This window comes from Levilactobacillus zymae DSM 19395, assembly GCF_001434115.1.
Lineage (GTDB): Bacteria > Bacillota > Bacilli > Lactobacillales > Lactobacillaceae > Levilactobacillus > Levilactobacillus zymae.
Map to the genome: position 1 here is coordinate 1 of NZ_AZDW01000003.1, position 25,299 is coordinate 25,299.

Sequence of the window (25,299 nt, forward strand, 5' to 3'; positions counted from 1 at the left end):
GTTTTTGAAAAACATGAAAACTGACGACTTTTTTGGAAGGTATGAATAATTCAGGAAGATAGTAATTGATGAAATTTTGCCGAGCTTGAATGAATATGTTAATCGCGAACGGTCTAACCGTTATTCAGCGGCTGGATTAAAGCACAAATACACAACGTTGTGCAGCGTTTACACACGGGCGGGGATGAATGCCGGGATACATTTTAACTGGCCGTGTCGGCTTAAATTCACGTGGTATTTAAAGGATAAGCGTAAGGATCCAGACAACGTGGCTTTTGCTAAGAAATTCATCTTAGACGGGTTTCAACAGTGTGGATTCTTGGACAATGACAACTTGAAACACATCACGGGGTTTGTTGATGAGTTTTACATTGACAAGGAACATCCGCGTGTAGAAATTGAAGCGTTAGGAGGTCAACCATGATTTATGTCAGCAATGCTCGAACGGGGAAAATCGTATACTCCGGCAAAACAATGGCAGAATGCAATAAGTGGCGTCTAACTCACTTTCGTCGTGACTCACTGAACGCTAGGGAGATGCCGTACCCGCTTAAGATGACCAATGATGAGCATTTAGCCGAAGAAGCAATCATTTGGAAAAATACTCTGGGAAATACGAAGGTTAAGAAAATTGAGACGGCCCGCTATGCGGTTACTTTAGATGGGGTCACGATTAATTTTTCTTCCAAGAAGGAAATCAAAAAGACTTATCGTATTTCAGATTTAACGATAAAGAGGCTGATTTTCACTCATGGTCAGGACCACGGCATCAGCATTGAGAAAATGGCGGAGGTGCATTTATGATCAAGAAACCAATTGGCTACGCCGTCGCGGTGGTTGATGACTGTAACTATGAGAAAGGCACCATCGGGGACGAAGAGGTATTCACAGCAACACAGCCAGGGTGGACGAAAGGTCAGTTCGGTGCAACGTTGCACCAAACGTTGCGCGAAGCTAAAGAACGTTGCATTATCGTGAACCGCGATTGCTGCCATCATTACTCGGTTGTTTGCGTTTGGAGGGATGAATGATAGATGAAAATTAAAGAATTCATTGATAAGATTCGTGAACTTGGACTCATGTACGATGTGCAGCTTAAGGACAATTACCAAGCTGAAACTGAAATTACTGTAACTCGTTATGGTGTGTGGCTGTTTAGAGTGACTTATCAAAATGAGCGAGTGTTAGTAAATCCCATGTTTCCACAGGTTAAGAAAGGGCCAGAGGATAAGGAGGCGCGAAAGCTGGCTGCGGAACTGGCTCATACGCCGAATGACAAAAAGGAAATACGATATCGGCTACAAAATAAAGCGGGGCAGTATTTACGGGGGATGTCTGTCGAGACTTTGATGACGGGCCCGTTCTATAGAATGTCGTTTGACTTCGATCCCTACGGCATGACTTTTACACCAAGACAAATTAAATTTCCACTTCAGTATGTGGGGCTGAAAACAGTGGAAGTGAAATGAAGGGGGGGATGTCATAGTGGGATTTCTAGAGCAGTATATTCAGCCTGGGTGGTCCATCAGGTCTTTAACCTCTGAAGAGAAAAAGGTATTTGGCAAGTATCAAAATGAGGATTGGATTCACGTTGATTGCAAGGTGAATTGCTATGGTGGAATTGACACCGGCCGAAGCATCTGGATCAGACAAGACTGGTTAGAGGCTGTAAAGGCTGGATATTATATGGCTTAAATTTTTACTTTATGTAGGGAGCAATAATTTTGAATAGATATGTAAAAACGATACCTATTGAAGCCGAGCAATTTGAGGAATCAGTAGGCATGATTAATAAATATGATTTAACGTCTCTCTATAACGGCCAATGGTCAATTGATACCCTGGAAGGAGGCATGGTTTTTAATACCGGTGATTGGATTGCAACGGGAATCAATGGCGAACACTGGGCGATTGCTGATGACGTTTTCCAGAAGACTTATATGAAGCTGCCGGTGATTCCTGAAGCGGTGTCTAATGTACTTATTTACGCCAAAAGTAAGAAGCGTAATCTTTACTGGGTATTTACGCAGACACCAAACAACTTGGCGAGGTTAAAGGTTATTGCTCCATCTGAACGTCGGGAAATCAGTGGATTTTTTAGAAAAAGTGGTAGTGACGAAATCTTTGCACGGGCATGGTTAGATGGGTATCAAGTTACTGAATAAAGCTTTTAATTTATGTAAAGGTGATGTGAGTGTGGAACAGGAGAATGCTAACGCCATTGTAGTGGGTGCCTTTTATGATATTTGTGACAGAGATGAACCGTTTTATATTGGGGTCTTTGACCTTTACTCCCGTGTTTCAAGTGGTTGTATGGATGAAGTCAGCAAAGCATGGCGTACATTGGAAAAAGATGATCCAGACATCATTGATTTCATAATCGGCCAGTTTCTTGGTTAATAAGATTTCTATTTCAGATAGGGGGATTAAATTGAATTTGAAGAACTCTGAAACATCCAAACACGATGATTACTGGGACGGAATCGTTACCCTAGATGGAATTAGAAGCAGTGACAATCCTGAAATAGTAGACCAGCTTCAAATTGGACAACTTGTACTGTTTAATGGCCAGTTTGCAACTGTGGTAGATGTAGGTGGCCCTTCGTTTGCTAAGGTGATGTTAGATTTAGCTCCTCAAACTGCTATCGATGCCCACAAAAAGAGATTCCAAGGTCAGAAGGATTGTCCTTATTGTCACGTAGACGAAGGGAACGAACCTGAGTGGAATTATGAACTTCAAGTTGGGCAGAGACTACCACACGATGGGTATGGATATCCCGAAGTTAGTATTGATCCTGGTTCAGCACAAATTTACATTGACGCATTGGATACGCCTACGTTAGACATTAACTTTTGTCCAATGTGTGGGAGAAAATTAAATTAGGAGGGCGACATGAAATATAAAGAATTAGCACGGATTGCGGAGCGAAATGGTTTCAAAACCAGAGTTACCCCTAACGCAATCATGGTTATTAATCAGGATAGTGATCTAAAGGCTTTAATTGATCGCAATGATCCTGATCACTACACAATTTGGTCGTCTGGTTCTTGGGCTAACTTTGTACCGGCAGAGTTAGCCCAAGCAATTGCTGAGTATTCACATACTTTGTGGGGAAAGCGAGATGAGCCAGATTACGACTTGGACTTGTGGAAAGGCAAACGCGAAGATAAATAGAAGTGAAATCGAACTCCTTAAAATTGAACGTGAAAACATTTCTCAACTAATTGAAGACTTATTTGAGCGTATAGATGAGCGTGGCCGTCTGCAACTCACTCTAGATGATCAATTGCCATTGATGATAATGCAGGTTAATAAGATGATTAGGCATGTTCAAATGATAGACACACGTATTGCAGATTTGGAGGGCGAAATGAATAATAGATGGCGTCGCGTAGAACGGCTAAGAAAACAGGAAATGAGTAGTGAGGGCCGTAAATACCATGAATTGGCCGCGTACGCACTCGAACAGTATAAAGAGATTGAGCGACTACGGGTATTGCAAGATGAAGCCCTTGAGTCAATGATAAAGAAAACGATAGAAGATCCCCATCCCCAGGTTGCACCAACACCGAAAGTAGTCCCTCATGAGGATGCGCCAGTTCATAAGCCAGGTATTTTTAAGCGAGCTGCTAGTAAAATTGGCAGTTGGTTTTTAAAAAAGAAAAGGGGATCAAAGTAGTGGGGCATATTCAACGAGTCGATAAGAATGCAACCAAATGGTTAGTAAATGAACCTAAGTGGGTCCATTTGGGGACAGTCTTAATTAACCTGAATAACATTGCTTTCGTTCAAGATAGGGGCGACGAGAACGGTATTACTGTCTATTTGATTGATGGTAGACGTTTAGATGTTTCCGGAAGGTCACTTAAGGATTTTGAGGAGTCTCTCGGTTAATAAAAAAAGCCGTCCATGTATGGACAGCTTCCTCACAACATAATTAATCGACAATTAATTATACCACAGGCAGTGAAGGAGTTGGATCAACGTGGAGGGCGTACAAACTGAATTGATGGCTAAACCAAGGGGTTCAAAAGAGATTAAGCACGACGTTAAGCGGTATTTCCGTCAGGACTTCCAGCGACTAGTGCTGCTGTCCGGTAAGAAAATATCGGCGCTACGGTCACCACAGTATGATGGGATGCCGAAAGCCCCAGGTGTGAACGGGGACTTTGATAGTGACCTATCCAAGCAAGCCGATCAGCAGGTTATTGTGGACTGCACGATGGAGGCACTCAATAACATCACCAGCATTAGCTGCGCGATTGTATGGCGCTCACTGGTAATGGATGAACGGGAGGCAAAGATTCGCCGAATCATTCATTATCAGCACACCCGGTATTCTGAGCGGAAGACGGCGGCCATGATGGAGTTCTACTACGCTTTCCTGGGGCGATTGGCTAAACGGGGAATTAGCGCACCTGATCTTAACTTTGATGAGTTTCTTGAATGGAACTGAAAAACGAACTTTTAGCGTACTTTGACCGAACTTTTTAACTGAAAAATGGGGTTATATTAGTAGTGTGCCAAGGATTAAAACACGCCTTTGTTAGTTGGCGACGAGACGAAGACAGGCTTTGCTGGTGGTTCAAGTCCACCTCTCGTCATTGACCCGGGTAAGTCAGAAACTGCCTAGCATTCAAGCTGGTGTATAAGGGATGGTTAATCCCGCCCACGCTGATGGCTGTTAGTCGCTATGCCGTCCATCAAGGATACCTGATGGATTACAAATGCCGATTCGGTTGGCTGGTCTGAAAGAAAGGGCTGCGCGTGTCATTGAAGGTAGCAAATCGGCAGAAAAATGCACTGTCGGGTCCGCACTCATAACGGTAATAATCGTCCTCAGCATAATGGTGGTTTGGCGACCATCAGAACCAACGGGGGATGCCACTAAGAGTGCTTCGTAGTTGAACCGGGTAACGCCGGGTATAAGGACTTAGATGGGTACGAGTGGGGATAATCTACGCATACAGAAAATCCAAAATTGGATACAAATATGCCTACAATTCCTGAAAGTTGGCGGTCATCGTACCGGCCCGGACCATGTGAGACGTCAACAGCATATCGGGTAGCTCCTGATATGTAGGCGTTGGCGAGTCCGTAGCATAATATTTCTAGGATTTAAGCGAGCCACGCAAACCAATGCGGAATGCTTCTCTGGACCTTTAGCTCAGTTGGTAGAGCACCGGACTTTTAATCCGGGAGTCACTGGTTCGAATCCAGTAAGATCCATTTATGTGTCTTTAGCTCAGTCGGTAGAGCGTCGGCCTGTTAAGCCGGTTGTCGTTGGTTCGAGCCCAACAAGACACGTTGACGGGGGATGGTCATCCCCGTCGATACCCCCAATAGAACTTGATGTGGATTGTTAGGAGTAGAGAAACTGACTGGTACTATGGTAGCCGATTTGCGGGTTCGAATCCCGCTGCCAGTTATATGTGTTGACCGAAGTAACATGTTTTGCCAAGGACAGGGCGCAAGGGGCCATGATAGGATTTCCCGCTGACGACCGACACAGCTGGGTTTAACTCCCAGCCAACACAGAAAACTTGATTGTACGGGCACATCCCCCAAACGAGGAGGTGAAAACACCTCTAAAATTTGTTTCTAAAGTGCCCGTCTTGGAGCGGTAAGCATAATGGTACTGCAGCGGCTTGCTAAGCCGTTACACGGTAATCCCGTGATGCTGGTTCGAATCCAGCTCGCTCCGTATTTGTCTCACTGGTGTAATGGCCAGCATAGCGGTCTCCAAAACCGCTGATCGAGGTTCGATTCCTTGGTGAGGCGTGTAATGTTTTATTAAAAGTCAGTCTTCTAAGTGAGGACTGCTTTTTTCGTGCGTAGACTATGGTAATACGAAAAATCTTGAATCATTAGAATAAATACCGTCTTGAAATGCAGAAAGCTTTAGTGGGGGATGCCTATGAAACGTTATATTATAACTAATCTAATTTTAGATCTGATTTTAGGATTGCTTACGTTGGGATTAGGTATTCTTGTTGGGGTTTTGGCGCAATTTTAATTACTGGAGGATAGACAATTGGACAAAAATGAATTTATTAAGCTGTTTGGTGACAAAATCGGTGAAATCGCAAATCAGGACGCAGTTCGCGCTCAGACCCTAAAACGTGAAATCGATGATGGGACCATGGATGTAACCGTAAATAACGCAACCACGGTTACGTGGTATACCTACAATCAAGCATTAAAGGCCGGCTTTACGGACGATAAAGCATTTTACATGGCCTGCCAAATGGCCGGAATTGATATTGAGGCTCCGTACAATCACGAGGCCTAAGCTGATAGATTAGATGGGGTGTGGTGATATGTAATGGACGTCGATTGGGAGAAAATCAAAAAGGACTATGAAACGTCCACTGCAACGGCTAAAGACTTAGCAGATAAGTATGGGGTTAAGCCGACAACGCTACGCTCACGGAAGAATCGTGAGAAGTGGCAGCGGTCGGGGGATGCCCCACCAAGTGAAACGAAACAATGTAACGTTGCAACGCAACACGACGATGACGCGTCACGACGCAACGCCGAAGCAGCTATTGCTAAGTTGAACGCCAGTGGATTGAACGACAAGCAGAAGCTCTTCTGCGTCTACTACCTGCAGCGTTTCAATGCGACCTGGGCATACCAACAAGCCTATAAGGCCAATTACGCGGTAGCCCACGCAAATAGTAGTCGACTGATGGCAAATGCTAACGTGCAAAAATTACTGGGCGACCTGAAGGAACAAGAGCAGGGCGACCTATTTTTGACGTCCGAAGATATTTTGCGTGAATACGCGAAGCAGGCGTTTTCCAGTCTGGGCGATATCATCAAGTACAACGTGCAAGAAGAGATTGCAACTGATCCAGAAACGGGAACTGTTCTGGACACGAGCGACAATCCTGTGAAGTTTCACGTTACTGACATCTATCTCAAGCCGTCTGATCAAATCGATTGGTCCGTGGTCAAGAGCATTCACAAAGGCCGAGACGGCCTAGTGGTCGAACTCTATGACAAGCAAAAGGCTATGCGCGAGCTGATTGATCGATTACCTGCGGCCAAGGTTACCGATTCTGATGAAGATAGCCTGCTGCAGGCCATTATCACCCGAGCCAAACAGAGTAGCTTACCTAAAGGGGATGATGATTAATGAACGCTGCGCAGTTTGAATTTACGCCATTCTCTGATAAGCAATTTGAAGTGCTGAATTGGTGGATGGACCCACGACTTTCAGCGGCCAAGGATACAAGTAAAGTAGTATCAATGCATCCTGAGTGGCTCAATCGTCGAGATAAGGAAGCCCTTATTTGCGATGGCTCTGTTCGTGCGGGTAAGACTTTAATCATGTCGTTATCGTACGTCCTATGGGGGATGACTAACTACCGTGGTGAGCAGTTCGGTATTGCCGGTAAAACTATCGGGTCACTACGCCGAAACGTTATACGTCCTCTAATTCGTATGTTGAGAGGACGCCACTATCGAGTTAAAGACCGCCGGGCAGATAACCTATTGGAAATTACCTACGGCAGTACAACCAATCTGTTCTACCTCTTCGGGGGCAAAGACGAAGGAAGCCAAGACCTAGTACAGGGTAAAATGATGCTCCCCTAATTAGTAATAATTAGGTAAACATTGGGGAAAATCGGTGAAGGCTAAGTTTTAAGATTGAATAGGAAATAACGTTTGCCGGCTTCTATGTAGTATAATTATTGTAGAAAGGCGGCGTTTTCCATGAAAGATATTGTTGGTCAGAAATTTGGGTTGCTTACAGTAATTGCATTTGATCATAGAGAAATTCATGTTCGTCCAAATGGTAAAAAGACTTATCGAATTTATTGGAAATGCAAATGTGAGTGTGGAAGCGTTGTCGTTAGGAGACGTGATGCTCTAAATAACCCTGGGCATGTAGTAAGCTGTGGATGTTATAGGACTCAGGTAAATAAGACATTTATGGAGCAGCATAACCCTAAAGCTTCTCATGGCTTATCACAAACGCGAATCTACAAAATATATTACAAAATGCGGGAGCGTTGTTATGATAAAAATTATCCGCAATTTGATTTATACGGTGGACGTGGAATTCGTATTTGTTCAGAGTGGTTAGATGATTTTCGCAATTTCTATGATTGGTCAATCAGCCATGGATATTCTGAAGACAAGAGTATTGATCGTATAGATTTTAATGGAAATTATGAACCGAAAAATTGCCGATGGGCAGATGTGTATCAGCAAGCCGATAATAAACGCAACAATATCGTCTTAACTCATGACGGAATTACCATGACAATGCCAGAATGGGCAAGAAAAATTGGCTTACCGTATTCTACGCTTGCAGATAGGCGAAGAAAGGGTAAGACGGTTGAGGAAATTCTGTATCCGAAAAAACTAAGATAAGCTAATACCGAGGTAAAGCACCTATTAAAATAGGTGGCTCACCGTAACGCATAGGGGATGAACCTTCAAGAAGAATATAACTCCCCCAAGAGTCTCCGACGACCATTGGCCATAGTAATATGGTCTTTTTTTATGGTCGAAAATGTATGCTGAGCTTACATGAAAGTGTAAGATGCGTAGGATAAAAAGCCAGCGCGATAACAAATGATCACGGTCGCAGGCTTCTTTTTTGATGAAGTTGCATTGATGCCAGAGAGTTTTGTTAGTCAGGCAACCGCCCGGGCCAGCGTGGACGGTGCGAAATTTTGGTTTAATTGCAATCCCAGCGGCCCCTACCACTGGTTCAAGCTGAAGTGGTTGGACAAGCTGGACGAGCACAAAGCCGTTCACATTCATTTCACCATGAAGGATAATCCATCCCTCTCAACCGAGACGATTGAACGGTATGAGCGAATGTATACGGGCGTTTTCTATCAACGGTATATTCTAGGCCAGTGGGTATTGAGCGATGGTGTGATTTACGACAACTTTAGTCGTGAAACGATGGTCACATCCCCACCGGCCCCAAGTAAGATTACAAATTATGTAGTATCAGCCGATTATGGCGCATTGAACCCCACAGTTTTCCTGCTGTGGGGCTTTTCTAATGGTATCTGGTATTGCCTAAAGGAATACTACTACAACGGTCGTGCGGCCTCTAACAGCCATCAGAAGACGGACGGCCAATATGCGGATGACCTGGCCCGTTTTCTCTCTGATCAGGGGGATGGTTCATCTCACTTTCGGGGAACTATTAAAGCACCAATCATTCTGGACCCGTCGGCGGTTCACTTTGCCATCTTACTTCAGCAACGTGGTTACGAGGTCATCCCCGCTAACAACGATGTGTTAGATGGTATCAGGCTAACTCAGTCATTGATGAGTAACGGTCGAATCATGTTTACCCCGGGGCTAACCAACCTGTTCAAAGAGTTGGCCAGCTACGTCTGGGACGATAAGGCTGCGCAACACGGTGAGGATAAAGTTGTTAAGGAGCACGACCATGCGATGGACGCCATGCGTTACTTCTGTATGGGCGTCTTAGCACCGGAAACGGATGAATCGGGGATGCAGGTATTGCCAAACTATTAGGAGGCGGTTAGACATTGGATATTGCACAACAATTTAGTGCGGCTAATAATCAGGATTTCCTGTTGAGCGGTCGGCCGCTGAGAATAGAAGACTACGCTGGTTCTGAAGAAATCAAGCTGAGTCAAAATGTTAGCTTGACGGATGACGATGTGTTTTTGTACTCGGCTGACCTGAATATTCTAGATCACTTAGATGATGTGTTTAGCATTGCTACTTACCATAATCAGGTTATTGCCCAGAAATACCGCATGAAGCGGGATTACTACAAAGGCCGCCATTATGACATTATTCATCGTGAAAAAAAGCCGCTAAACAAGCCGGATTCTCGGTTGGTGATTAACCTACCAAAGAAGCTGGTCAATACGTTTAACGGCTATTTTAGTGGGGACCCGGTCTCCATTAAGCATCAGACTGATGGTAGTGGGGATGACGATTGGAACGATAAGATTCAAGCGTGGTTAACTGAATGCGATTACTCGGACGTCTTTAGCGAATGGGCCAAGCAGGCGGACATCTACGGACGTTCCTATCTTTATGCTTACCTGGTAGAGGGGAACCTTAACTTTACCGTTAGCTCGCCGCGTGACACAATTGTTGTTTATGACGACACGGTGATGCACAACCCGTTGTTTGGTATCCGGTACTCAACCGGGGATGGCGAAATCATCCCCACGTTGATCACGAAGAACGCTAATTACGTGCTGGAAAAGAAAGATGGAACGGTATCGGTGACTAACGCCGATGTTGCTAATCCTAGAGCCGTCCGAAAGAGCGACATGTATAAGTTTAGCCAACTACCGTTAATCGAGTTTGCGGAGGATGACGAACGGACTGGGATTTTTGATGACGTTATCAGCCTGATTGATGCGATTGACAGTGTGCTGTCAGCCAAGACAAATGATATTTCGTCGTTTGCTGATGCTTACCTGGTGATCAAGGGTGTCAAGCTGAGTGAAGAGCAGCTTAGAGAGATTCAGGATAACCGGTTGATTAACCTCTATCTTAGTAAAAAGGCTTCATTTACGAATGATACGTCAATCCAACCGAGTGCTGAGTTTATGACGCCTGATTCTAATGATGAGACGCAGGAAAATTTCCTAAACCGGGCGATTGACCTGGTTTATCAGATTAGCCAAGTGGTGAACCTGAACGATTCTAGCATGGGGATGTCGGCTCAAGCTATTAGCGGAGTTGCGTTGCTGCAACGTTACCAGCCGATGCAGGCTAAGGCACGGACGAAAGCCCTTAAGATGGATAAGGCATTACGTCAGCTATTTGGGATTCTCTTTAACGATGTCTGGCGAGAATCGTCACTAAAAGTGAGCGATCTAGCATTCGATCATAAACGGAGCATCCCCCATAACTTGGCTGAAGAAGCAGACATCGTCCAAAAGATGAATGGTCAAGTTGATGACGTGACCAAGCTGGGGCTCTTCTCAGGCATTGATAATCCTGAAAAGGCGGTTCAACGCTTAAAGGACCAGGAGGCCGAGGAAGCTGACTTAGTGGCCCCCCAATTGCAAAGCTACCTATCCGACCAGAAGAAGGGCGGTGGCGTAGTTGATAACCCAGCAGCAGGAACGGAATCATATCCAGCAACTGGTCAATCAGGACAATCAAACGGACCAACAAAGTGAGCAGTATCTAAACGAGTGTCTCCGGTACATTAGGGACCACCTCACAGCCTTCTACACGCAATATGCCGACGAAACGGGATTGTCGCTTACCCAGGTACGCCGCAAAGTGTCTAGATGGGATCGCCAGGAGTTTCGGCGGGCGATTGTGGAGTTGGATATTCGTAATTGGCCGGATGAAGCGACTGACCGGCTAGACTTTTACTCTGGTAGCTATAAGGACATCGATAAGCGGCACATGTTAATTGCGATTATCGCCTTAGGACTCCTACAGTTGACTTCGCGTAATCAACGGGCAATTGCTAAGCGCGTTGGGGATGACATTAAGCGTCAGTATAGCTACCTCAAGAAGGGATATAGCCTTACCCCTAAGCAAGTAGGTGTGGCAAAACACGAAGTTAGTGTGATCACTGACCCGAGAAATGTGGCACAGTGGTCGGACCGCTTGTGGGAACACAACGATGAACTGGCTGGGGATGTTGAACGATTGATAAATCGCCACATTCGGCATGGCATGGATTTAAAGGATTTAGGTAAGCTACTTGAATCACACATGAATCCCAAACAGTTCAAGCCAACCCAGTCAGTCGCTGATCGAGTTAAGCAGATGGATTACATCTCACAGCGATTAGTTCGCAGTGAGTCCGCGCGTTTAATCGATGAGGCTAATATGACGACCTATCGCATACTAAAGGTCACCAAGGTTGATTGGGTCACTGAGCCAGGGGCGTGCACAAAATGCTTAGGTCTGGCTAACGAGGGACCGTATCTTATTGATGAAGCGCCAAGTATTCCTGGGAGCAGTCATCCTAATTGTCGATGTAGTAAAATTCCGCATATTGATACCCCTCTGGTAAAAGCAGTAAAAGGAGCAGTAGTAGCAAGAGCAATCGAGTCTACAGTAAGCAATCAGGAAGATGGTTCCAAAACAAACACACACGGGTCAGGCACCCGTGATGCGCCACAAACTGTACCGCTACCGGATGCTAAAAATGTAATTATTCCGGATGCGAAGTTTGACCATTACGCGTTGGACTTTACTAGCCCCAAAGGGAAAGACAAAGCCCGTGTTTTCAAATCGGCTTTAGGTTATACTAAAGAAAATTATAAGAAGTATGGTTTAGTGGATCAGATTCGTGAAGGAGTAGTAAAAATTCCTGCGATTCCTAAAAAGGATGTGGGACATGGTCCTCGGTATGAAGTTGACATTCCGGTAACGGGTCCAAATGGACAAACACATACCGTACTTACTGCATGGATTGTTGATGAAAAAGGTACAAGGCTAACTTCTCCATATATCAAGGATAAAAAGAGGTGATGGGAAATGTTGGAAGCTAAAGAATTTGATTGTGTAATTCTTGATGATGGCACGGAAGCGGCTGTCCTTGAGGACTATCCAAACGGGGACTTGTTGTTAGAAAAAGAGATTAAATCAGATGGTGACTATCCTGATTACGAGCAATTTGCTTCTGATAATTCTCATGTCGTTAAAATAACGTATCGCCCTAAATAGGCGCGGAACCTTAATGCCGGATATGGCAGTGCATAAATTTAACAAATAACTTTAAAGGGTCGATCACTCGGTATTTGTCGGTGAATCGGCTTTTTTCTGTGCCATTTTCCATGTGTTGCTGGCGTAAAACAACAACCCGAGAGCCTCCCACGGCTTTAAATGCGCGAAAGGAGCAAGTGATTATGAAGAATTTAGAAACGATTATGCCAATGAACCTGCAGTATTTTGCTGAGGATGATATCCAGAATAATGGTGACCAGGCAAACGATGAAATTGATCATACTGGGGATGAATCCAACACTAATAATTCGAATGGAAATGACGATTCAAGCAGTTCCGACGATGAAAAACCAAATAGTGATGATAATTCCAATGATGCAGTTATCAAAAAGCTAAAGGGACGCATTGGTAAGGAACAAAGTCGAAAAAATGAGCTGCAAGCGCAACTTGATCAGGCACAAGCTGAGTTAGAGAAGCTACGTGGCGGGGATAAGAACAAGGAAAAGCCTAAGAGCCCAGAGCAACAGGAAATTGCTGCTCTGAAGGCGCAGATGGCTCGCCGTGACACGGTTGATGAAACTCTGAGCGTATTTACTGAGAGTGGAATCGATGTTCCTAAGAACATCGTTGAGGTCTTGGTAACGGACGACCACGACAAGACCATCGATAATGCTAGCAAGCTGTTAGACTTCATTACCAATGTTCGTAAGACAACTGAGGATGCCGTTCGCAAGGAATACCAAGCGGGGCACATCCCCAATGCTACGAAGCACGGTAACGAAAGCTTGACTGACTTTGGCAAATCGATTGCTGAATCCAATAATTCACGAGCTTCCTTGGATAATTTTAAATAAAGTACAGGAGGGAATACTATGGCAAAGAAGTTTGTAACCAGTCATGATATTTTGCTGGATGATGAAAACGCCACGCTTATTCCGGGGATGATTAATGACCCTAGTATGGTGGCCGATGCGGACGGTAATAAGTATATGCGTGGTGGGACGTTACTAACCGCCGATAAAGAGTTCGATTTGAATAATGATGGTTCCGTGGTGCTGGTTCCAACAACGGATGCAACCGTTGCACAGGGTATCTTGCGTCAAGATTACAACATTTTGGATGGCCCAGTTCCGGCCTCAATCATTATTTCTGGAACGATTAATCGTCATCAAATGGATGAGGATACGCAAAAGGTCTATACGTCAGAACTCAAGAAGGCTTTAAAGGCAGTCTTACCTAAGATTTCTGTCGTTGACCGGTACTAGGAGGGATAACGAATGCGTACAATTGCAGATATTGAAAATCCAACCTCTATCATTGGGTGGTGGGATGCACGGGCAAATGAACGAGCGCCTTACCTGTATCAGAGCTTGTTTGATTTAACTTATAGCAACACGGATGAAATTGAAATGCTGTATGGGGAAGATCACCCAGCCGAAATGATGACGGCTACCACGGACGATGTCGGATCCATTAAGCGCGACAACATTGGGTTTGAAAGTGAGACTTTAAAGGCGATTCCTTTTAAGAACTACAAATCCATGAACGAAAAGCGACGTAATGATATTAAGCGGGCATTAGCTAATAATGCCAATTCGGCGCAAATCAAAGCAATTACGGATACTCAGTATAAGGATCCAGCATCTCTGTTGACAGACGCACTGTTTACCCGTGAAGTGTTGGCCATGCAAGCCCTCACCACAGGGTTAATTAGCGTAACCAGTGATGGAATTCTCTACAAACGTGATTTCAAAATTCCGGACGAACATAAAGTTACGGTTAAAACGGCCTGGGGAACTATGGATTCATCCCCGCTAGCCGATATTCAAGATCAGATTGATAAAATTGCTGACGATAATGGTACGACGATTGCGTATGCCATTATGAATGGCCGTACTTTCCGTAAGTTAGCTCACTCTGGCGAAGTTATTAATAGCCTATCCTTGAATAAAACTAATACCAATATTGGGATGTCACAAACAGCAGCGAAGGCATTATTTGTGGATATTCTTGGTGGGGTGCAACCATTGATTTACAACAAGGGTGTTGGCTCAAACCGCTTTATTCCCGACGATATGGTCGTGCTTATCCCAGAGGGCGGCGTTGGTCGTATGAGTTGGACAGATACCGCTGAAGACATGGGGCTGGCGGGAGATCCTCATTACCAATTATCACGAACCTCTGATGGTATCACGATGTACACCAAGCGAGTTGATAATCCGGTTGCAACCATGACTCACGTCTCCCAGAAGGTACTACCTGCCCTAGATAAGGCTCGTAATATCGTGATTATGAACGTTGCTGGGACTGAACCTGCACCAGCATCGACCCCTGAAAAGTCGACACCCAGCGAAGAAAATTCTGGGGATGGGGAAGCTGAAACACCAAAAAACTAGTAACGCCGTCTGAAGAAGGCGGCGTTCCCGACGACAGCTGGACGAATGACCAGATTAAGGCCTACCTTGACGAACATGGAGTCACTTATAAGACTTCCGACACCAAGGCCCAGCTGTTAGCTTACATTGCTTAGGAGGCAAAATATGGCTACTAAATTAAATGTGTACAAAAAGGATGGGACTACGCCGGTAGCAACGGGTACCGATACGGAAGGCGCTGTAATTACTGGGCTTGCTGCAGGAACTGTAGTGCCAACCGGAGATTATGAGTCGACCCATACTGACGATGCCGGTATTCTGACGGAATCTAATCGGGTACCGGTGCCTGGTTTCACAGTCAAACAGGCTCAGGAAGCGGCTCCGACCAATGTAACGAGTACGCCAACCGAGGATGGGGCCACCGTTAAAGCTGGCTAGGAGCTGATTAAATGACTGATGAAGAGATTTCAAAACAGATTACTGGCCAGAAGAAGTATTCGACCATCGGTGCTGCAGAAATTGCGTTAGCCATTGGGGATGCTCGGAACTCCGTTAAAACGTACAATATTACGGATGAAAATATTGATCGGGCTGTGCGGCTGTATGCCTGCCACTTGCTATTTTTGCGAGTCATTAAGCACAAGGAACGGTTCCAGACGATTAAGGCTGAGAATGCGACTGCTACTAAGTTTGATCAGGCGATGTCTGATGATGCTTGGGGAGAGTTCCAAGACTTACTAAGCGAGCAAGGCTACGGAGAGTACGGAATTCAAATTTTATAAGAAGGGATGATTAACTTGGCAAAAACAAATAGCTTTAAACCGGTGGGACAAGTTCTCATTAACCAACGAGAAGTTCCGTTTGCGACTTACCGGGTGCAAGAAGGCGATACGGTTTACGGGCTGTGGTTGAAGCTCCGGGATAAGACGACTGTGGGTGCTTTAAATGCAGCTAATGGGTTACAAGGTAACGAATTGGCTGCTGGTAAGACGCTGAAGATTCCGCTGGTTGTCTAATGGAATCTGGGGCGGATAAGGTCCTGAAAAAATTAACCATGCAGAAACGACGTTTGAAGCAATTAAATGCCGCTGAGGTGAGTGTTGGGGCAATTAAGCCAGTCCCGGAGCATACGCCTGAAGAATTACAAAAGATTGTCCGCTACAACGAGTTTGGGACTAGTAAAATCCCGGCGCGTTCTTTTTTACGTGGGGCCGTTTATCGCAATTCTAAGCATGGTTGGCGGTTTGTTAGTCGTGAGGCGGTTAAGGGCGTTGTTGAGGGCAGATTAACGGGGAATGCGGCCTATAAGTTAGTCGGAAAACGTATGGTTCAGGACGTCCGCCATCAGATTGACATCGTCAGTCCGGCCAACGCTCCAAGTACCATCAAGAAAAAGGGACGTGACCAGCCGCTAGTTGATACTGGCGGGCTTTATCGCTCAATTGATGAGGAGGTCCTAAAACGTGGACAATGACGATTTATATGAAGCGTTGAGCATCTACGCCGTACCCGTTAAGGTGCATCCCCAGCTGAATGTTCTCGATGGTGGTAAGAAAAATGCCTTGAATGAGGTAATTCCGTTCACCAGGGATGATTTAACCGATGATTCTAATGTCGAATCTTATAATGATCCGGTCGTACCACGGTCTTCTAGTGCGGTTTTGTCTGCCATGATGGCCCAGTCACTCGGAGGTGGCGGCAATACTATCCCTCGGGAGTATGCCTGGTATTCCGAACGCGAATTTCGGGTAGGCACGTTAGTTGAGTGTAAGGGGCATATCTTCCAGATTGACGAGGTGGCCCCTAATGACAACACGGCTAACATCTTTGTCTACTACCTGAAGGGGGATGACGCCCTTGAGCCAGCCGTTTAATAAAAAGACGCTGGACTTTGAAGAAAAGCTTGCACCGTTAGTTGGCGTGATTGGGAAAATAACGGGGTGTGAGGTCGTCCCTAATGCACAGATTGCACAGGTAAAGCAACCTCCGTTTGTGACCTACTTTCCTTTAACGTTTGATGACCCCGTTTTTAGCGATGCGACTGCCAATGATGGGACCTTCGAAGCAGTGATTAGCATAGACGTATTTGCTAAGGTCATGGGTCAAGGGATGCAAATTTGTGGGGACTTAAGGACCTATTTGTTGGACCCTTACGTTCGACAGCTTTTGCGCACTAACGCTGGCATTACGATCCAAAAGGCAACGCCTGCGCGATCCCGGTCACTGACAGATTTACCCTTTAGCGCCGTTTACCACCACGGATTTGATTTGACGATTCAATACTACAGACACTACACAAGCCCTATCGACGTAATCAGCGCCGTTGAGGGCTTTTTTAATACCCAAAAGGAGGATGAATAATGGCCAGTACGTTATTCAGTACGGTGAACCGGATTTCCCCGGCTCACATCTCAAACCAGTATACGACCGCTGCTAAGGCCGTTTTTGCTGGTGGATTAGTCAAAGGGGACAAGCAAGGAATCAAGGTTTACGACGACTTAGATGCCGTTACCGAAGATTTTGAGATGTACTCCCCGTTTTGGAAGAAGGCACGGGCCTACTTCTCTGCAAATAACGAAGCTTCAAGTTTGTTGGCGCTGACTTACGCACCAGTTGCTTCTGCGGAAGGTGATCCTACAAACGTGCAGTCTGAAGCAACGGGGGATGGCGCTAAAGTGACGGCCGATGCTGGGAGTGCATCCCCAACGTTGACTGCTGATGCAACCGGGGCTGTGACTGCTCTGAAAAAGTATTACTTTGCGGGGCCACAAATGTGGTTTTTAGTGGATTTCGATGATGAAGTAGCCCAGGCGATTTCTAACTTCATTGAGTTGCAGAACACGGGGATGTTTATCCTGTACGCCGATGATCCTACTAAGTTGCAAGGATATTCCGATAACAAGCGGACGATGAAGTTCACCTTACCAAAGGTGGATGACTCTACGGCCGATGTTCAGGACACCTACAACAACGTGTTAGATGCTGCGTTTATTGGTTCGGAAGACGGGCGGAATCCTCACGCAGCCGTTAAGTATGCACTGGGAGACTTACCCTATACCAAGCCGCAGGACCGGTTCGACTTTACGCCGGATGATCTTGCCGAACTGGATAAGCACAACATCGTTACCTACGCTTATGTGCTTGATTCTCCACGGATTACTAGTTCTCGGATGTCTGCCGATGGGATTCACATCGATACCATTCTTGGCTGGGATTGGATTCAAAACGAAGCGACTGCTCGGATTGCCAACCTGTTCATTCAGAACGCGGCCCAGGGTATTCCTTATAGCGAAGTTGGGTTCAACGCTATTGTGAATGTAATTCGGGGTACTTTCCTGGATGCCGGTGACCTGGACATTATCGCACCGGCCGTTGACGCCGATGGCAATGAGACGGGTAAGCCCGATTACGAGGTTGATTACCTGACGCCATCGCAACTACCGAAGAGCTATGAAACAAAGCGTGAAATGCGTGGTGTCAAGACGAAGTACCACCCAATGGGGATGGTTGAAGACGTCTACATTGAAAACACGATTGTGATGTAAGAGAGGGGGAAAAATAATGGCTGGACAAAATTTAGCTAACACGCTTGAAGATGACGAACCTTTGTTCGATGCGGCCGACGTAGCCATCTACTTGGATGACAAGCTGGTCAAATACTTCAACGGTAACGATATGGTGTCGGTTACTTGGACGACTGATAACGTCACGATGGAAATTGATGCTCAGGGTGCTGGTACCGCTGTTAAGAACCACGATGGCCGTGGGACGATGACAATTCACTTGAATCGGGCTTCTGATACTTGGCAAGACATCATGGGCTTTGGTGCATCGACTGGGTACCACAAGATTGATGTTACGACGCCATACGAACACATCTTTACGAGTAAAGCGCTACTCACTAAGAATCCAGATATTAACGTTGGTGGGACTGCCCAGACGGTTGACGCCGGGTTCTCATGCAACAAGATTTCTTTGGAAGGCAACAAGGCCGCTTAATTTAGGAGGATTTTATGAATAACCAAGATGCAATTACTGAAAACAACAACCCTGCAGCAGGGGTTCCCGGTGGTGTGAATGCTGGAAAGGCTAATCCGGGGACTTCGGTAACGGGGGATGCAACTCCGGTAGCGACTCCGGCTACTGATCAGGCGACGGATACTCATCCCGAAGTCATGGACACCTTACCATCTATCAGCCGTGGGGACGATGAAGAAATTACGGTTGATGATAACTTCAACCTGGACTACGACCTGAAGAATGGTAAGAAACTTCGAATTACGGTAGTTAAGCCTGATTTAGAGGTCAGCACGAAGCTGTCTGATAACCAAGTTCGAATTAACGAAACGCAGAGCGGTGATCGTTACATCACGGTTAACAACTTAGGTGTTTACAAGATGATTTTGAGTGAAATCATTCGTGTCGTTCTGGTTAATCGCGCGCCAATCCACAAGGCAACGCTTAAGAGTCTATCTCAGATTGGGATGACTAAAGCCGAACTCGATGATGTGATGAGCATCATCGTCACGTTTTATCTCAAGAACTAATATTTTCTTCAATAAGCGTCAGATTGAGAAAATCTTTGAGAAGAACCCCGAACTAGCAATGGAATGGTCGGCATACATTCACGGAGCCGTGAACATCACTCGTGAGGAAATCAGCAGGATGTCGGGGAATGAGTTAAGCATTCTGCAGTACGCGACGGAGCAGCGCACGAAGATGAATAAGTACACGCAGGCTTCCGCGATTGCCTTAGCCTTTGGAGCTAAGGAGGGGTCGTAATGCCTGACATTGCTGGAGACAGGATTAATTATCGAATTGACATTGATGGCCTTTCCAATCTCGATGGGATGAAAAAGACCATTCAACAACTTGATAAGCTGGTTCCTGGGTTAAGCAAGTCCGTTGACGGTGCTAAAACTGCCGTTGGTAAGCTAAATCGTGAGGCTAGTAATAGTCGCATCCCCGAAAGCATTCGTCAGGAGACTCGTGGGTTTGACAGCCTAACGGGGGCCGTCGGTCGGACTGGTAGCAAGATTGATTGGGTCAACACGAAGACCACGAACCTTTCTCGGACGATGAAGAAGGCTACTGGAACCTCCTACTTTAAAAAGCAAACTCGTGACTTGGGTGAGCTGGGAAGTAAGATGCAGTCCTTTGGGGCTAAGGCAACGGCCGTAACGGGTGCAGTAGTACTGGGGGCCGGGGCAGCTTTGAAGACGGCTGCCAGCCTGCAAAACCGGTATAAAGTGATCAATAATTTAGCCGTAACCGGTGGTGAAAAGCAGGCGGAGGTCACCAAGAACGTAGCGGCGATGCAACGGGACGGGGCAAAGTATGCCAACACCTATGGAGTCGCGCAGAAAAAGATTGGCGCTGGGTATGAAACGCTGATTCGGCGTGGATATACGTCTAATCAGGCTTTAGGTTCGCAGAAGTCCTATCTGCAGGGGGCTATCGCTTCCGGCGATGCTTACGCCGATGTCGTGAACAACGCGGCGTCGGCTATCGAACAATTTGGGATGAAAGTGAACTCCGTTAAGGGGATGGCCGCAGCCAGCAAGACGGCCATTAACCAGATGGCGTACTCAGCTGACCTGACGGCGACGAGTTTCAGTGACTTAGGTGAAGCACTTAAGTTCTCTGGGCCTGATGCGCACGCCGCCCACCAGTCGCTACACACGACAGTTTCAGCAATTGGTCAACTTTCCAATTCGGGGATTGATGGTAGCCAGGCTGGGACCTCAATGCGGCAAATCTACCAGCGTTTAACTAGTCCTCCGACAAAGGGGAAAGCACCTAACGCAATGAAGCGTTTAGGATTAAGCTATAGTGACTTCCGTGATGCCCACAAGGAACTTTTGCCAATTCAGGATATTTTTGGAAAACTTGCGACTAAGATGAACAAAATGAATTTAAGCCACACTGAAAAGGGTGCGATTTATGCGCAACTTTTCGGGGTTAACGCCTCTAGTGCGGCTCAAACTCTGGGTGAAACTTACAAGCAGGTCGATGCTCTGGATAAAAAGGTTCAAAAGTCTCAGAACATGAACCACGGTAAGGGTTACGTTGCTACTTTGTCCGAGAAGAACATGAACACGCTCCAAAAGCAATGGGATCGGCTTAAACAGGGGCTAATTGGCTCGGGTGTCAATATTGCTAATGCGTGGATGCCATCGCTAACTAAGATTACTAAGGCCTTGGCGGATATGCTGGAAGGGTTCCAGGCATTACCAGAACCAACTAAGAAGTTCATTAGTCTTGGTGTTGGGTTGGCCGCCGTAGTTGGTCCATTAGCGTTAGCGGCCGGCTCATTGATGAAGATGCACGCGGCATTAACTGCCATGGCCGGGTTTAGTGGTAAGAGTAAAGGCGGTGGATTATCAGGCTTAGTGGGAAGTCTCCTGGGGGTTGGCGGTAAGAAGCCAGCAACTGGACGCGAAAGCTTACGCTCTGGAACCTCGCACTTCAGTAGCCGAGTAAAGACTCCAGGAAGTCTAGTAATGAATGGCTGGAACTGGTCAGGTATGCGTCGAGGTGGTTCTAAAGCCGTTAACTGGATGGCTGGAACGAAACTAGGTTCAGGAATTAAATCCGCAGCAGTTTATGCCGCCTCTAAAACTAAGGGCGGTTTTAATTTTGCCAAAAACGGAGTTAAATCCTTAGCTTCACGAGGTGCGGGGGCATTAGCACACATCCCCGGAGCTACTACAGCAGGAAGACTAGCCAAGGGTGGGCTAAAGCTTGCTGGTAAGTTGCCGGTCTTAGACGTTGCTGTGGCTGGAACTAACTTAATCGGTATGAATCACAAAAATGCTGGTAAAAAGGTTGGGTCCGCCGGAGGGATGCTCGCTGGTGGTGCGATTGGTTCGATGTTTGGCCCCATTGGGGGGATGGCCGGTGCTGAGATTGGCCAGGCTCTTGGTGCCAAAGTTGGGTCAACGATTCAGAAAACTCTACCCAAAAAGTTAAAGAAGTCGATTGGGTCAGCAGTTGCTGGCGTGAAAAAGACCTTTAGTAGTCTACTCAGCCCGTTCAGGACGACCATCAAGTCAATTACGAGGGTTTGGGACTCCGCAACTAAGGGGATCTCTAAAGCGTGGACTCGCTATGTGGTAAAGCCGCTCTCCGGTAAGAATGGTAGCGCGGCCATCAAGGATACTTTGAAACTCTTCAAGGTTATCTTAGTTCCGACTATGAAAGTTGCTGGTGTTGCCTTTAAGGTATTTGGTGCGGTGGTTAAGACTGCTATCAAAGTAGCGGCTCACGTTTTAGAAGGCTTGATCAAGACAGTCTCTGGTGTATTTAAACTGGTCAGTGACTTGATTCACGGCCGTTGGAAGAATATCTGGGGCGATGCCGTTCAAATTTTCTCCGGAATTTTTGGCACGATCAAGAATGTTCTTGGCGATATTTTGAAGACGGTTTGGGACGGAATTGTTGACCTTGGTAAAAACATCGGTAAGTTCCTGGCACATCCCATCAAGACAATCGAAAGTTGGGTAGGCGGGGGCAACGCTTCGTTTACTCCTAAGGCTGTCGATTCAACAGTAAAAGGTGCCCAAGCCAACCAAAAGCAATTGAATAATCTCGGCAAGTCAAAGAGTTCAAAAGGTAGTAAGCCTAAGCTCAACGTTCAAACCGGGTTTGCTCATGCAGCTGGTGGGTACATGCAAACTAACCATATGGCCCTCGTGGGCGAACAGGGCCGAGAAATGGCTTATCACCCAGGTAAGGGGTATATGCGTTGGCTGGGTCAAAACGGCCCGGCATTAGAGCGAGTTCACTCTGGTGAGCGAATTCTAAATGCACGTGATTCCGCTGCAGTGGCTGCTGGTGGCCTTGGTCGGGGGATGACTCTTCCAGGTTATGCTAGTGGAACTACTAAGCTAGTCAAGGGTAAGAATAGGGGAACAACGAGCCTCAAATTCGATGCCTACGGCGCTTCTTCTAAGACTTCATTGAAGTCCCTGACCAAGCTACAAAAGGGCTCTAAGAAGTCCTGGTCAACGATGCAGAAGGAGTCAACTAAGAGCGTCAAACTTCTCAGCAAGACTAATCTTAGCGAATTTACTGGCATCCAGAAGGGCACTAACAAACGGACCGATACCATTCGGAAAAATACCGTCAGTGATTTTGATACCATGCAAAAGGGCTCAATGATTCAAATGAACCAACTGCATAAAGGGATGAACTCCGTTACGCAGGCCATGGTATCAGACTTTGACAAGATATTCGGTAAGTTACCGGGTTACGCCCACAAGGAAATGGCGGCCACTATCAAGCAATTGAATGGCGGTATTAGTGGGATTAATACGGTACTGAACAAGTTTGGTGGCGGTGGTAGTGTCCTACCTCTTATTCACTACGCCCAAGGTAGTAGAGGCCCTATCAGTAAGCACACGATGGCGGTTGTGAACGATGCAAAAATTGGTCCACGGCAGGAAACCATCGTTAAGCCCAACGGCCGAGCTTACATGCCTAAGGGTAACGATGTGGTCTTACCGCTTGGTCCGGGGGATGAAGTCCTTAATGGGACCGAAACCGCACAGCTTCAAGATGTCGGGGCTTTACCGCACTTTGCAAAAGGGACGGACGGCTTACGGCGCCTGATCAAGCGAAGCGATAAGAACCCTAAGGTGGCATGGAGCCGTGATTTTACCAGCAACCTTAAGGGCGGCAAAAATACGTTCCTTGGGAACAGTCTGATGGCAACCTCCAAGGGTGCTGCCAACCACGTTGGGAAGCCTTGGAATGCCGAGGTATGGTCCCAACTGAAGGATGCGATGTCTGGTGGTGCCGGTGCGGGTGGTAACTGGGCCCATACGCCTGGCCTTACTAAGGAAGATGGATTTGGAACATCTCGTGCCCAATACTATGGTAAAGGCGCTACTCATGATGGTGTTGACTTTAGTGGATCATTGGGTTCTGCCATTAGAGCTATTCATGGCGGAATAGTATCCAGAATTGGTGGCGTTGGAATTCCTGACTTAGGTAAGGTCATCATCGTCAAAAGCGATGATGGCTTTCAAGAAATTTACCAGGAATTTGGCGGAATGAATAACATTAAAGTTGGTGTTGGTGACACAATAAAGACAGGCCAGCGTATTGCTACGCTGGGTAAATTAGTTGGGACAGGCTCAGGTTCTCACGTTCATATTGGAGTTACCAAAGGAAATCCACTTAAGAAGAATATGTTATCTACCAGCGGTTGGTACGATGTTACCAAAATGCACGGAAATAGCTCTGGCGTTGCTAAGTCTAAGGCAAAGAGTAAGAACACGGCATTATCTAAGCTAGTTAAGTCAGAACTTGGTAGTCGACTTAAGTGGGTTTCTAAAAACCTCAGCGAGGAAGATGTTGGGAGCTTAAGCCTTTCAGGCAGCTTATCTAAGCGTGTTAATGCCCTAGCTGCAGCGTTTAAGAAGTTATATCCGGCAGCTACAGAAAATGGTATTGCTGCCGTTCTAGGAAACTGGAACTTTGAATCCGGTGGTCTTAACACAGGAGCCGTTAATTCAAGTGGTGGTGCATCAGGCTTAGGGCAATGGCTAGGTGGCCGGAAAACTAATCTGATGAATTACGCTAGAAAGCACGGTAAGAGCTGGAAAGATGCTGGCGTTCAACTCGCCTTTGCCCTTAGGGGTGAAGGCTCCGACAGTGCACTATTACGTAGCGTCCTTCGCGGAAAAGGTTCAGTTGCCTCGCTAGCCGCGCGTTTTTCAAGTGGTTGGGAGCGTGGCGGTTACACGGCCGAACACGTTGATGGCGCTCGGAAAGTTGAAGCGGCCTTGCATGCAAACGGCGGCTGGGCAAAAAACGGAAAGCTTAATGTTTTTGGCGAAGTCCCAGGTCAATCAGAGGTCGCTATTAACACCAGCCGCCCAACGGCGGACAAACTGTTGCTGGAAGCCATGAGTGATCGCGCCAACAAAGCGCCTAACAGCATGTTTGGTCAGCTTAAAACGTTCGCTAAAATGCAGCGTGAGTTTGCCAAGATGAAAGAATCGCAGACTAAGTTCTCTAAACAAAGCGTATCGACTACCCAACCTTCTAAAGGGGGGATGGTTCTCCGTCCACAGATTACGTATAGTCCTAAGTACGTGATTCAAGGCGTCAGTGATCCAGAAGCTGTACGCAAGACGATTGCTAAACAGGAAACTCAAAGTCAACGTGATTTTGAAGCCAAGATGAACAATCTGGCTATGAAACTCATGTCAGCAGAATAGAAAACAGGTCTCTCAGCGATGGGAGGCCTTT

General features: G+C 46.4%; 29 protein-coding genes, 4 tRNA genes and 3 pseudogenes. All 36 read left to right on the top strand.

Annotation, left to right across the window (positions count from 1 at the left end):
- The first annotated feature begins 58 nt into the window (after positions 1–58).
- Complete coding sequence (locus FD38_RS12960) at positions 59–424, top strand: RusA family crossover junction endodeoxyribonuclease (RefSeq protein WP_057730181.1); 366 nt, start codon at positions 59–61, stop codon at positions 422–424.
- Positions 421–804, top strand: a complete 384-nt coding sequence (locus FD38_RS00495) for a hypothetical protein (protein ID WP_057730183.1) — start codon at positions 421–423, stop codon at positions 802–804. Before FD38_RS12960 ends, FD38_RS00495 begins: the two co-directional genes overlap by 4 nt.
- Complete coding sequence (locus tag FD38_RS00500) at positions 801–1,031, top strand: hypothetical protein (RefSeq protein ID WP_057730184.1); 231 nt, start codon at positions 801–803, stop codon at positions 1,029–1,031. Before FD38_RS00495 ends, FD38_RS00500 begins: the two co-directional genes overlap by 4 nt.
- Before the next feature lie 3 nt (positions 1,032–1,034).
- Positions 1,035–1,469 carry a hypothetical protein gene (locus FD38_RS00505; RefSeq protein WP_057730186.1) on the top strand — a complete coding sequence of 145 codons (435 nt, stop codon included), beginning with the start codon at positions 1,035–1,037 and terminating at the stop codon, positions 1,467–1,469.
- A 255-nt stretch (positions 1,470–1,724) separates the two neighbouring features.
- Positions 1,725–2,165, top strand: a complete 441-nt coding sequence (locus FD38_RS12965) for a DUF1642 domain-containing protein (protein ID WP_225430810.1) — start codon at positions 1,725–1,727, stop codon at positions 2,163–2,165.
- Complete coding sequence (locus tag FD38_RS00520) at positions 2,143–2,400, top strand: hypothetical protein (protein ID WP_147007861.1); 258 nt, start codon at positions 2,143–2,145, stop codon at positions 2,398–2,400. The genes FD38_RS12965 and FD38_RS00520 overlap by 23 nt, the downstream gene beginning before the upstream one ends.
- A gap of 31 nt (positions 2,401–2,431) precedes the next feature.
- Positions 2,432–2,884, top strand: coding sequence for a hypothetical protein (locus tag FD38_RS00525; RefSeq protein ID WP_057730190.1), 453 nt, complete (start codon positions 2,432–2,434; stop codon positions 2,882–2,884).
- A gap of 9 nt (positions 2,885–2,893) precedes the next feature.
- A complete protein-coding gene (locus tag FD38_RS12715; RefSeq protein WP_147007860.1) occupies positions 2,894–3,175 on the top strand; it encodes a hypothetical protein in 282 nt (93 codons plus the stop codon).
- A complete protein-coding gene (locus FD38_RS00530; protein ID WP_057730192.1) occupies positions 3,123–3,680 on the top strand; it encodes a hypothetical protein in 558 nt (185 codons plus the stop codon). The genes FD38_RS12715 and FD38_RS00530 overlap by 53 nt, the downstream gene beginning before the upstream one ends.
- Positions 3,681–3,986: 306 nt before the next feature.
- Complete coding sequence (locus FD38_RS00540) at positions 3,987–4,457, top strand: ArpU family phage packaging/lysis transcriptional regulator (RefSeq protein WP_057730196.1); 471 nt, start codon at positions 3,987–3,989, stop codon at positions 4,455–4,457.
- A 700-nt stretch (positions 4,458–5,157) separates the two neighbouring features.
- Positions 5,158–5,230 (top strand) — tRNA-Lys (locus FD38_RS00545).
- Between the two features lie 5 nt (positions 5,231–5,235).
- Positions 5,236–5,308: transfer RNA gene (locus FD38_RS00550), tRNA-Asn, on the top strand.
- Positions 5,309–5,618: 310 nt separating this feature from the next.
- A tRNA-Ser gene (locus FD38_RS00555) sits at positions 5,619–5,705 on the top strand.
- 5 nt (positions 5,706–5,710) lie between these two features.
- A tRNA-Trp gene (locus FD38_RS00560) sits at positions 5,711–5,782 on the top strand.
- A gap of 253 nt (positions 5,783–6,035) precedes the next feature.
- A complete protein-coding gene (locus FD38_RS00565; RefSeq protein WP_057730198.1) occupies positions 6,036–6,293 on the top strand; it encodes a hypothetical protein in 258 nt (85 codons plus the stop codon).
- A 33-nt stretch (positions 6,294–6,326) separates the two neighbouring features.
- Positions 6,327–7,142, top strand: coding sequence for a terminase small subunit (locus FD38_RS00570; protein ID WP_057730200.1), 816 nt, complete (start codon positions 6,327–6,329; stop codon positions 7,140–7,142).
- A gap of 113 nt (positions 7,143–7,255) precedes the next feature.
- A pseudogene (locus tag FD38_RS00575) lies at positions 7,256–7,585 on the top strand (PBSX family phage terminase large subunit); the annotation flags it as partial.
- 138 nt (positions 7,586–7,723) lie between these two features.
- On the top strand, positions 7,724–8,386 hold the full coding sequence (locus tag FD38_RS12505; RefSeq protein WP_083485230.1) for a hypothetical protein: 663 nt from the start codon (positions 7,724–7,726) through the stop codon (positions 8,384–8,386).
- Between the two features lie 201 nt (positions 8,387–8,587).
- A pseudogene (locus FD38_RS00580) lies at positions 8,588–9,517 on the top strand (PBSX family phage terminase large subunit); the annotation flags it as partial.
- 14 nt (positions 9,518–9,531) lie between these two features.
- Positions 9,532–11,154 (top strand): phage portal protein, encoded by a 1,623-nt coding sequence (locus FD38_RS00585; RefSeq protein WP_057730203.1) that lies wholly within the window; start codon positions 9,532–9,534, stop codon positions 11,152–11,154.
- A 145-nt stretch (positions 11,155–11,299) separates the two neighbouring features.
- The gene (locus tag FD38_RS00590) at positions 11,300–12,469 is read left to right on the top strand and encodes a DUF6883 domain-containing protein (RefSeq protein WP_147007859.1); all 1,170 of its coding nucleotides are present in this window, start codon (positions 11,300–11,302) and stop codon (positions 12,467–12,469) included.
- 6 nt (positions 12,470–12,475) lie between these two features.
- Positions 12,476–12,664, top strand: coding sequence for a hypothetical protein (locus tag FD38_RS00595; protein WP_057730207.1), 189 nt, complete (start codon positions 12,476–12,478; stop codon positions 12,662–12,664).
- Between the two features lie 182 nt (positions 12,665–12,846).
- Complete coding sequence (locus tag FD38_RS00600) at positions 12,847–13,518, top strand: capsid assembly scaffolding protein Gp46 family protein (protein ID WP_057730208.1); 672 nt, start codon at positions 12,847–12,849, stop codon at positions 13,516–13,518.
- Between the two features lie 18 nt (positions 13,519–13,536).
- Complete coding sequence (locus FD38_RS00605; RefSeq protein WP_057730210.1) at positions 13,537–13,929, top strand: hypothetical protein; 393 nt, start codon at positions 13,537–13,539, stop codon at positions 13,927–13,929.
- Positions 13,930–13,941: 12 nt separating this feature from the next.
- Positions 13,942–15,060 (top strand): major capsid protein, encoded by a 1,119-nt coding sequence (locus tag FD38_RS00610; RefSeq protein WP_057730212.1) that lies wholly within the window; start codon positions 13,942–13,944, stop codon positions 15,058–15,060.
- 44 nt (positions 15,061–15,104) lie between these two features.
- A pseudogene (locus FD38_RS13135) lies at positions 15,105–15,194 on the top strand (hypothetical protein); the annotation flags it as partial.
- A 10-nt stretch (positions 15,195–15,204) separates the two neighbouring features.
- Positions 15,205–15,477: a hypothetical protein gene (locus tag FD38_RS00615; RefSeq protein ID WP_057730214.1), complete on the top strand. Its 273-nt coding sequence runs from the start codon at positions 15,205–15,207 to the stop codon at positions 15,475–15,477.
- An 11-nt stretch (positions 15,478–15,488) separates the two neighbouring features.
- Complete coding sequence (locus FD38_RS00620; protein WP_057730216.1) at positions 15,489–15,821, top strand: hypothetical protein; 333 nt, start codon at positions 15,489–15,491, stop codon at positions 15,819–15,821.
- A 15-nt stretch (positions 15,822–15,836) separates the two neighbouring features.
- Positions 15,837–16,055 (top strand): LysM peptidoglycan-binding domain-containing protein, encoded by a 219-nt coding sequence (locus tag FD38_RS00625; protein ID WP_162254312.1) that lies wholly within the window; start codon positions 15,837–15,839, stop codon positions 16,053–16,055.
- Between the two features lie 38 nt (positions 16,056–16,093).
- The gene (locus FD38_RS00630; protein WP_147007857.1) at positions 16,094–16,513 is read left to right on the top strand and encodes a hypothetical protein; all 420 of its coding nucleotides are present in this window, start codon (positions 16,094–16,096) and stop codon (positions 16,511–16,513) included.
- Complete coding sequence (locus tag FD38_RS00635) at positions 16,503–16,913, top strand: hypothetical protein (protein ID WP_057730221.1); 411 nt, start codon at positions 16,503–16,505, stop codon at positions 16,911–16,913. Before FD38_RS00630 ends, FD38_RS00635 begins: the two co-directional genes overlap by 11 nt.
- Entirely contained in the window at positions 16,897–17,400 is a 504-nt protein-coding gene (locus FD38_RS00640; RefSeq protein ID WP_057730222.1) for a phage neck terminator protein, read from the top strand. The genes FD38_RS00635 and FD38_RS00640 overlap by 17 nt, the downstream gene beginning before the upstream one ends.
- Positions 17,400–18,584: a hypothetical protein gene (locus FD38_RS00645; RefSeq protein WP_057730224.1), complete on the top strand. Its 1,185-nt coding sequence runs from the start codon at positions 17,400–17,402 to the stop codon at positions 18,582–18,584. Before FD38_RS00640 ends, FD38_RS00645 begins: the two co-directional genes overlap by 1 nt.
- Before the next feature lie 16 nt (positions 18,585–18,600).
- Entirely contained in the window at positions 18,601–19,038 is a 438-nt protein-coding gene (locus FD38_RS00650) for a hypothetical protein (RefSeq protein WP_057730226.1), read from the top strand.
- A gap of 14 nt (positions 19,039–19,052) precedes the next feature.
- Positions 19,053–19,586, top strand: a complete 534-nt coding sequence (locus FD38_RS00655) for a hypothetical protein (protein WP_057730228.1) — start codon at positions 19,053–19,055, stop codon at positions 19,584–19,586.
- Between the two features lie 234 nt (positions 19,587–19,820).
- Positions 19,821–25,268, top strand: a complete 5,448-nt coding sequence (locus tag FD38_RS00660) for a phage tail tape measure protein (RefSeq protein WP_057730230.1) — start codon at positions 19,821–19,823, stop codon at positions 25,266–25,268.
- The last annotated feature ends 31 nt before the right edge of the window (positions 25,269–25,299 follow it).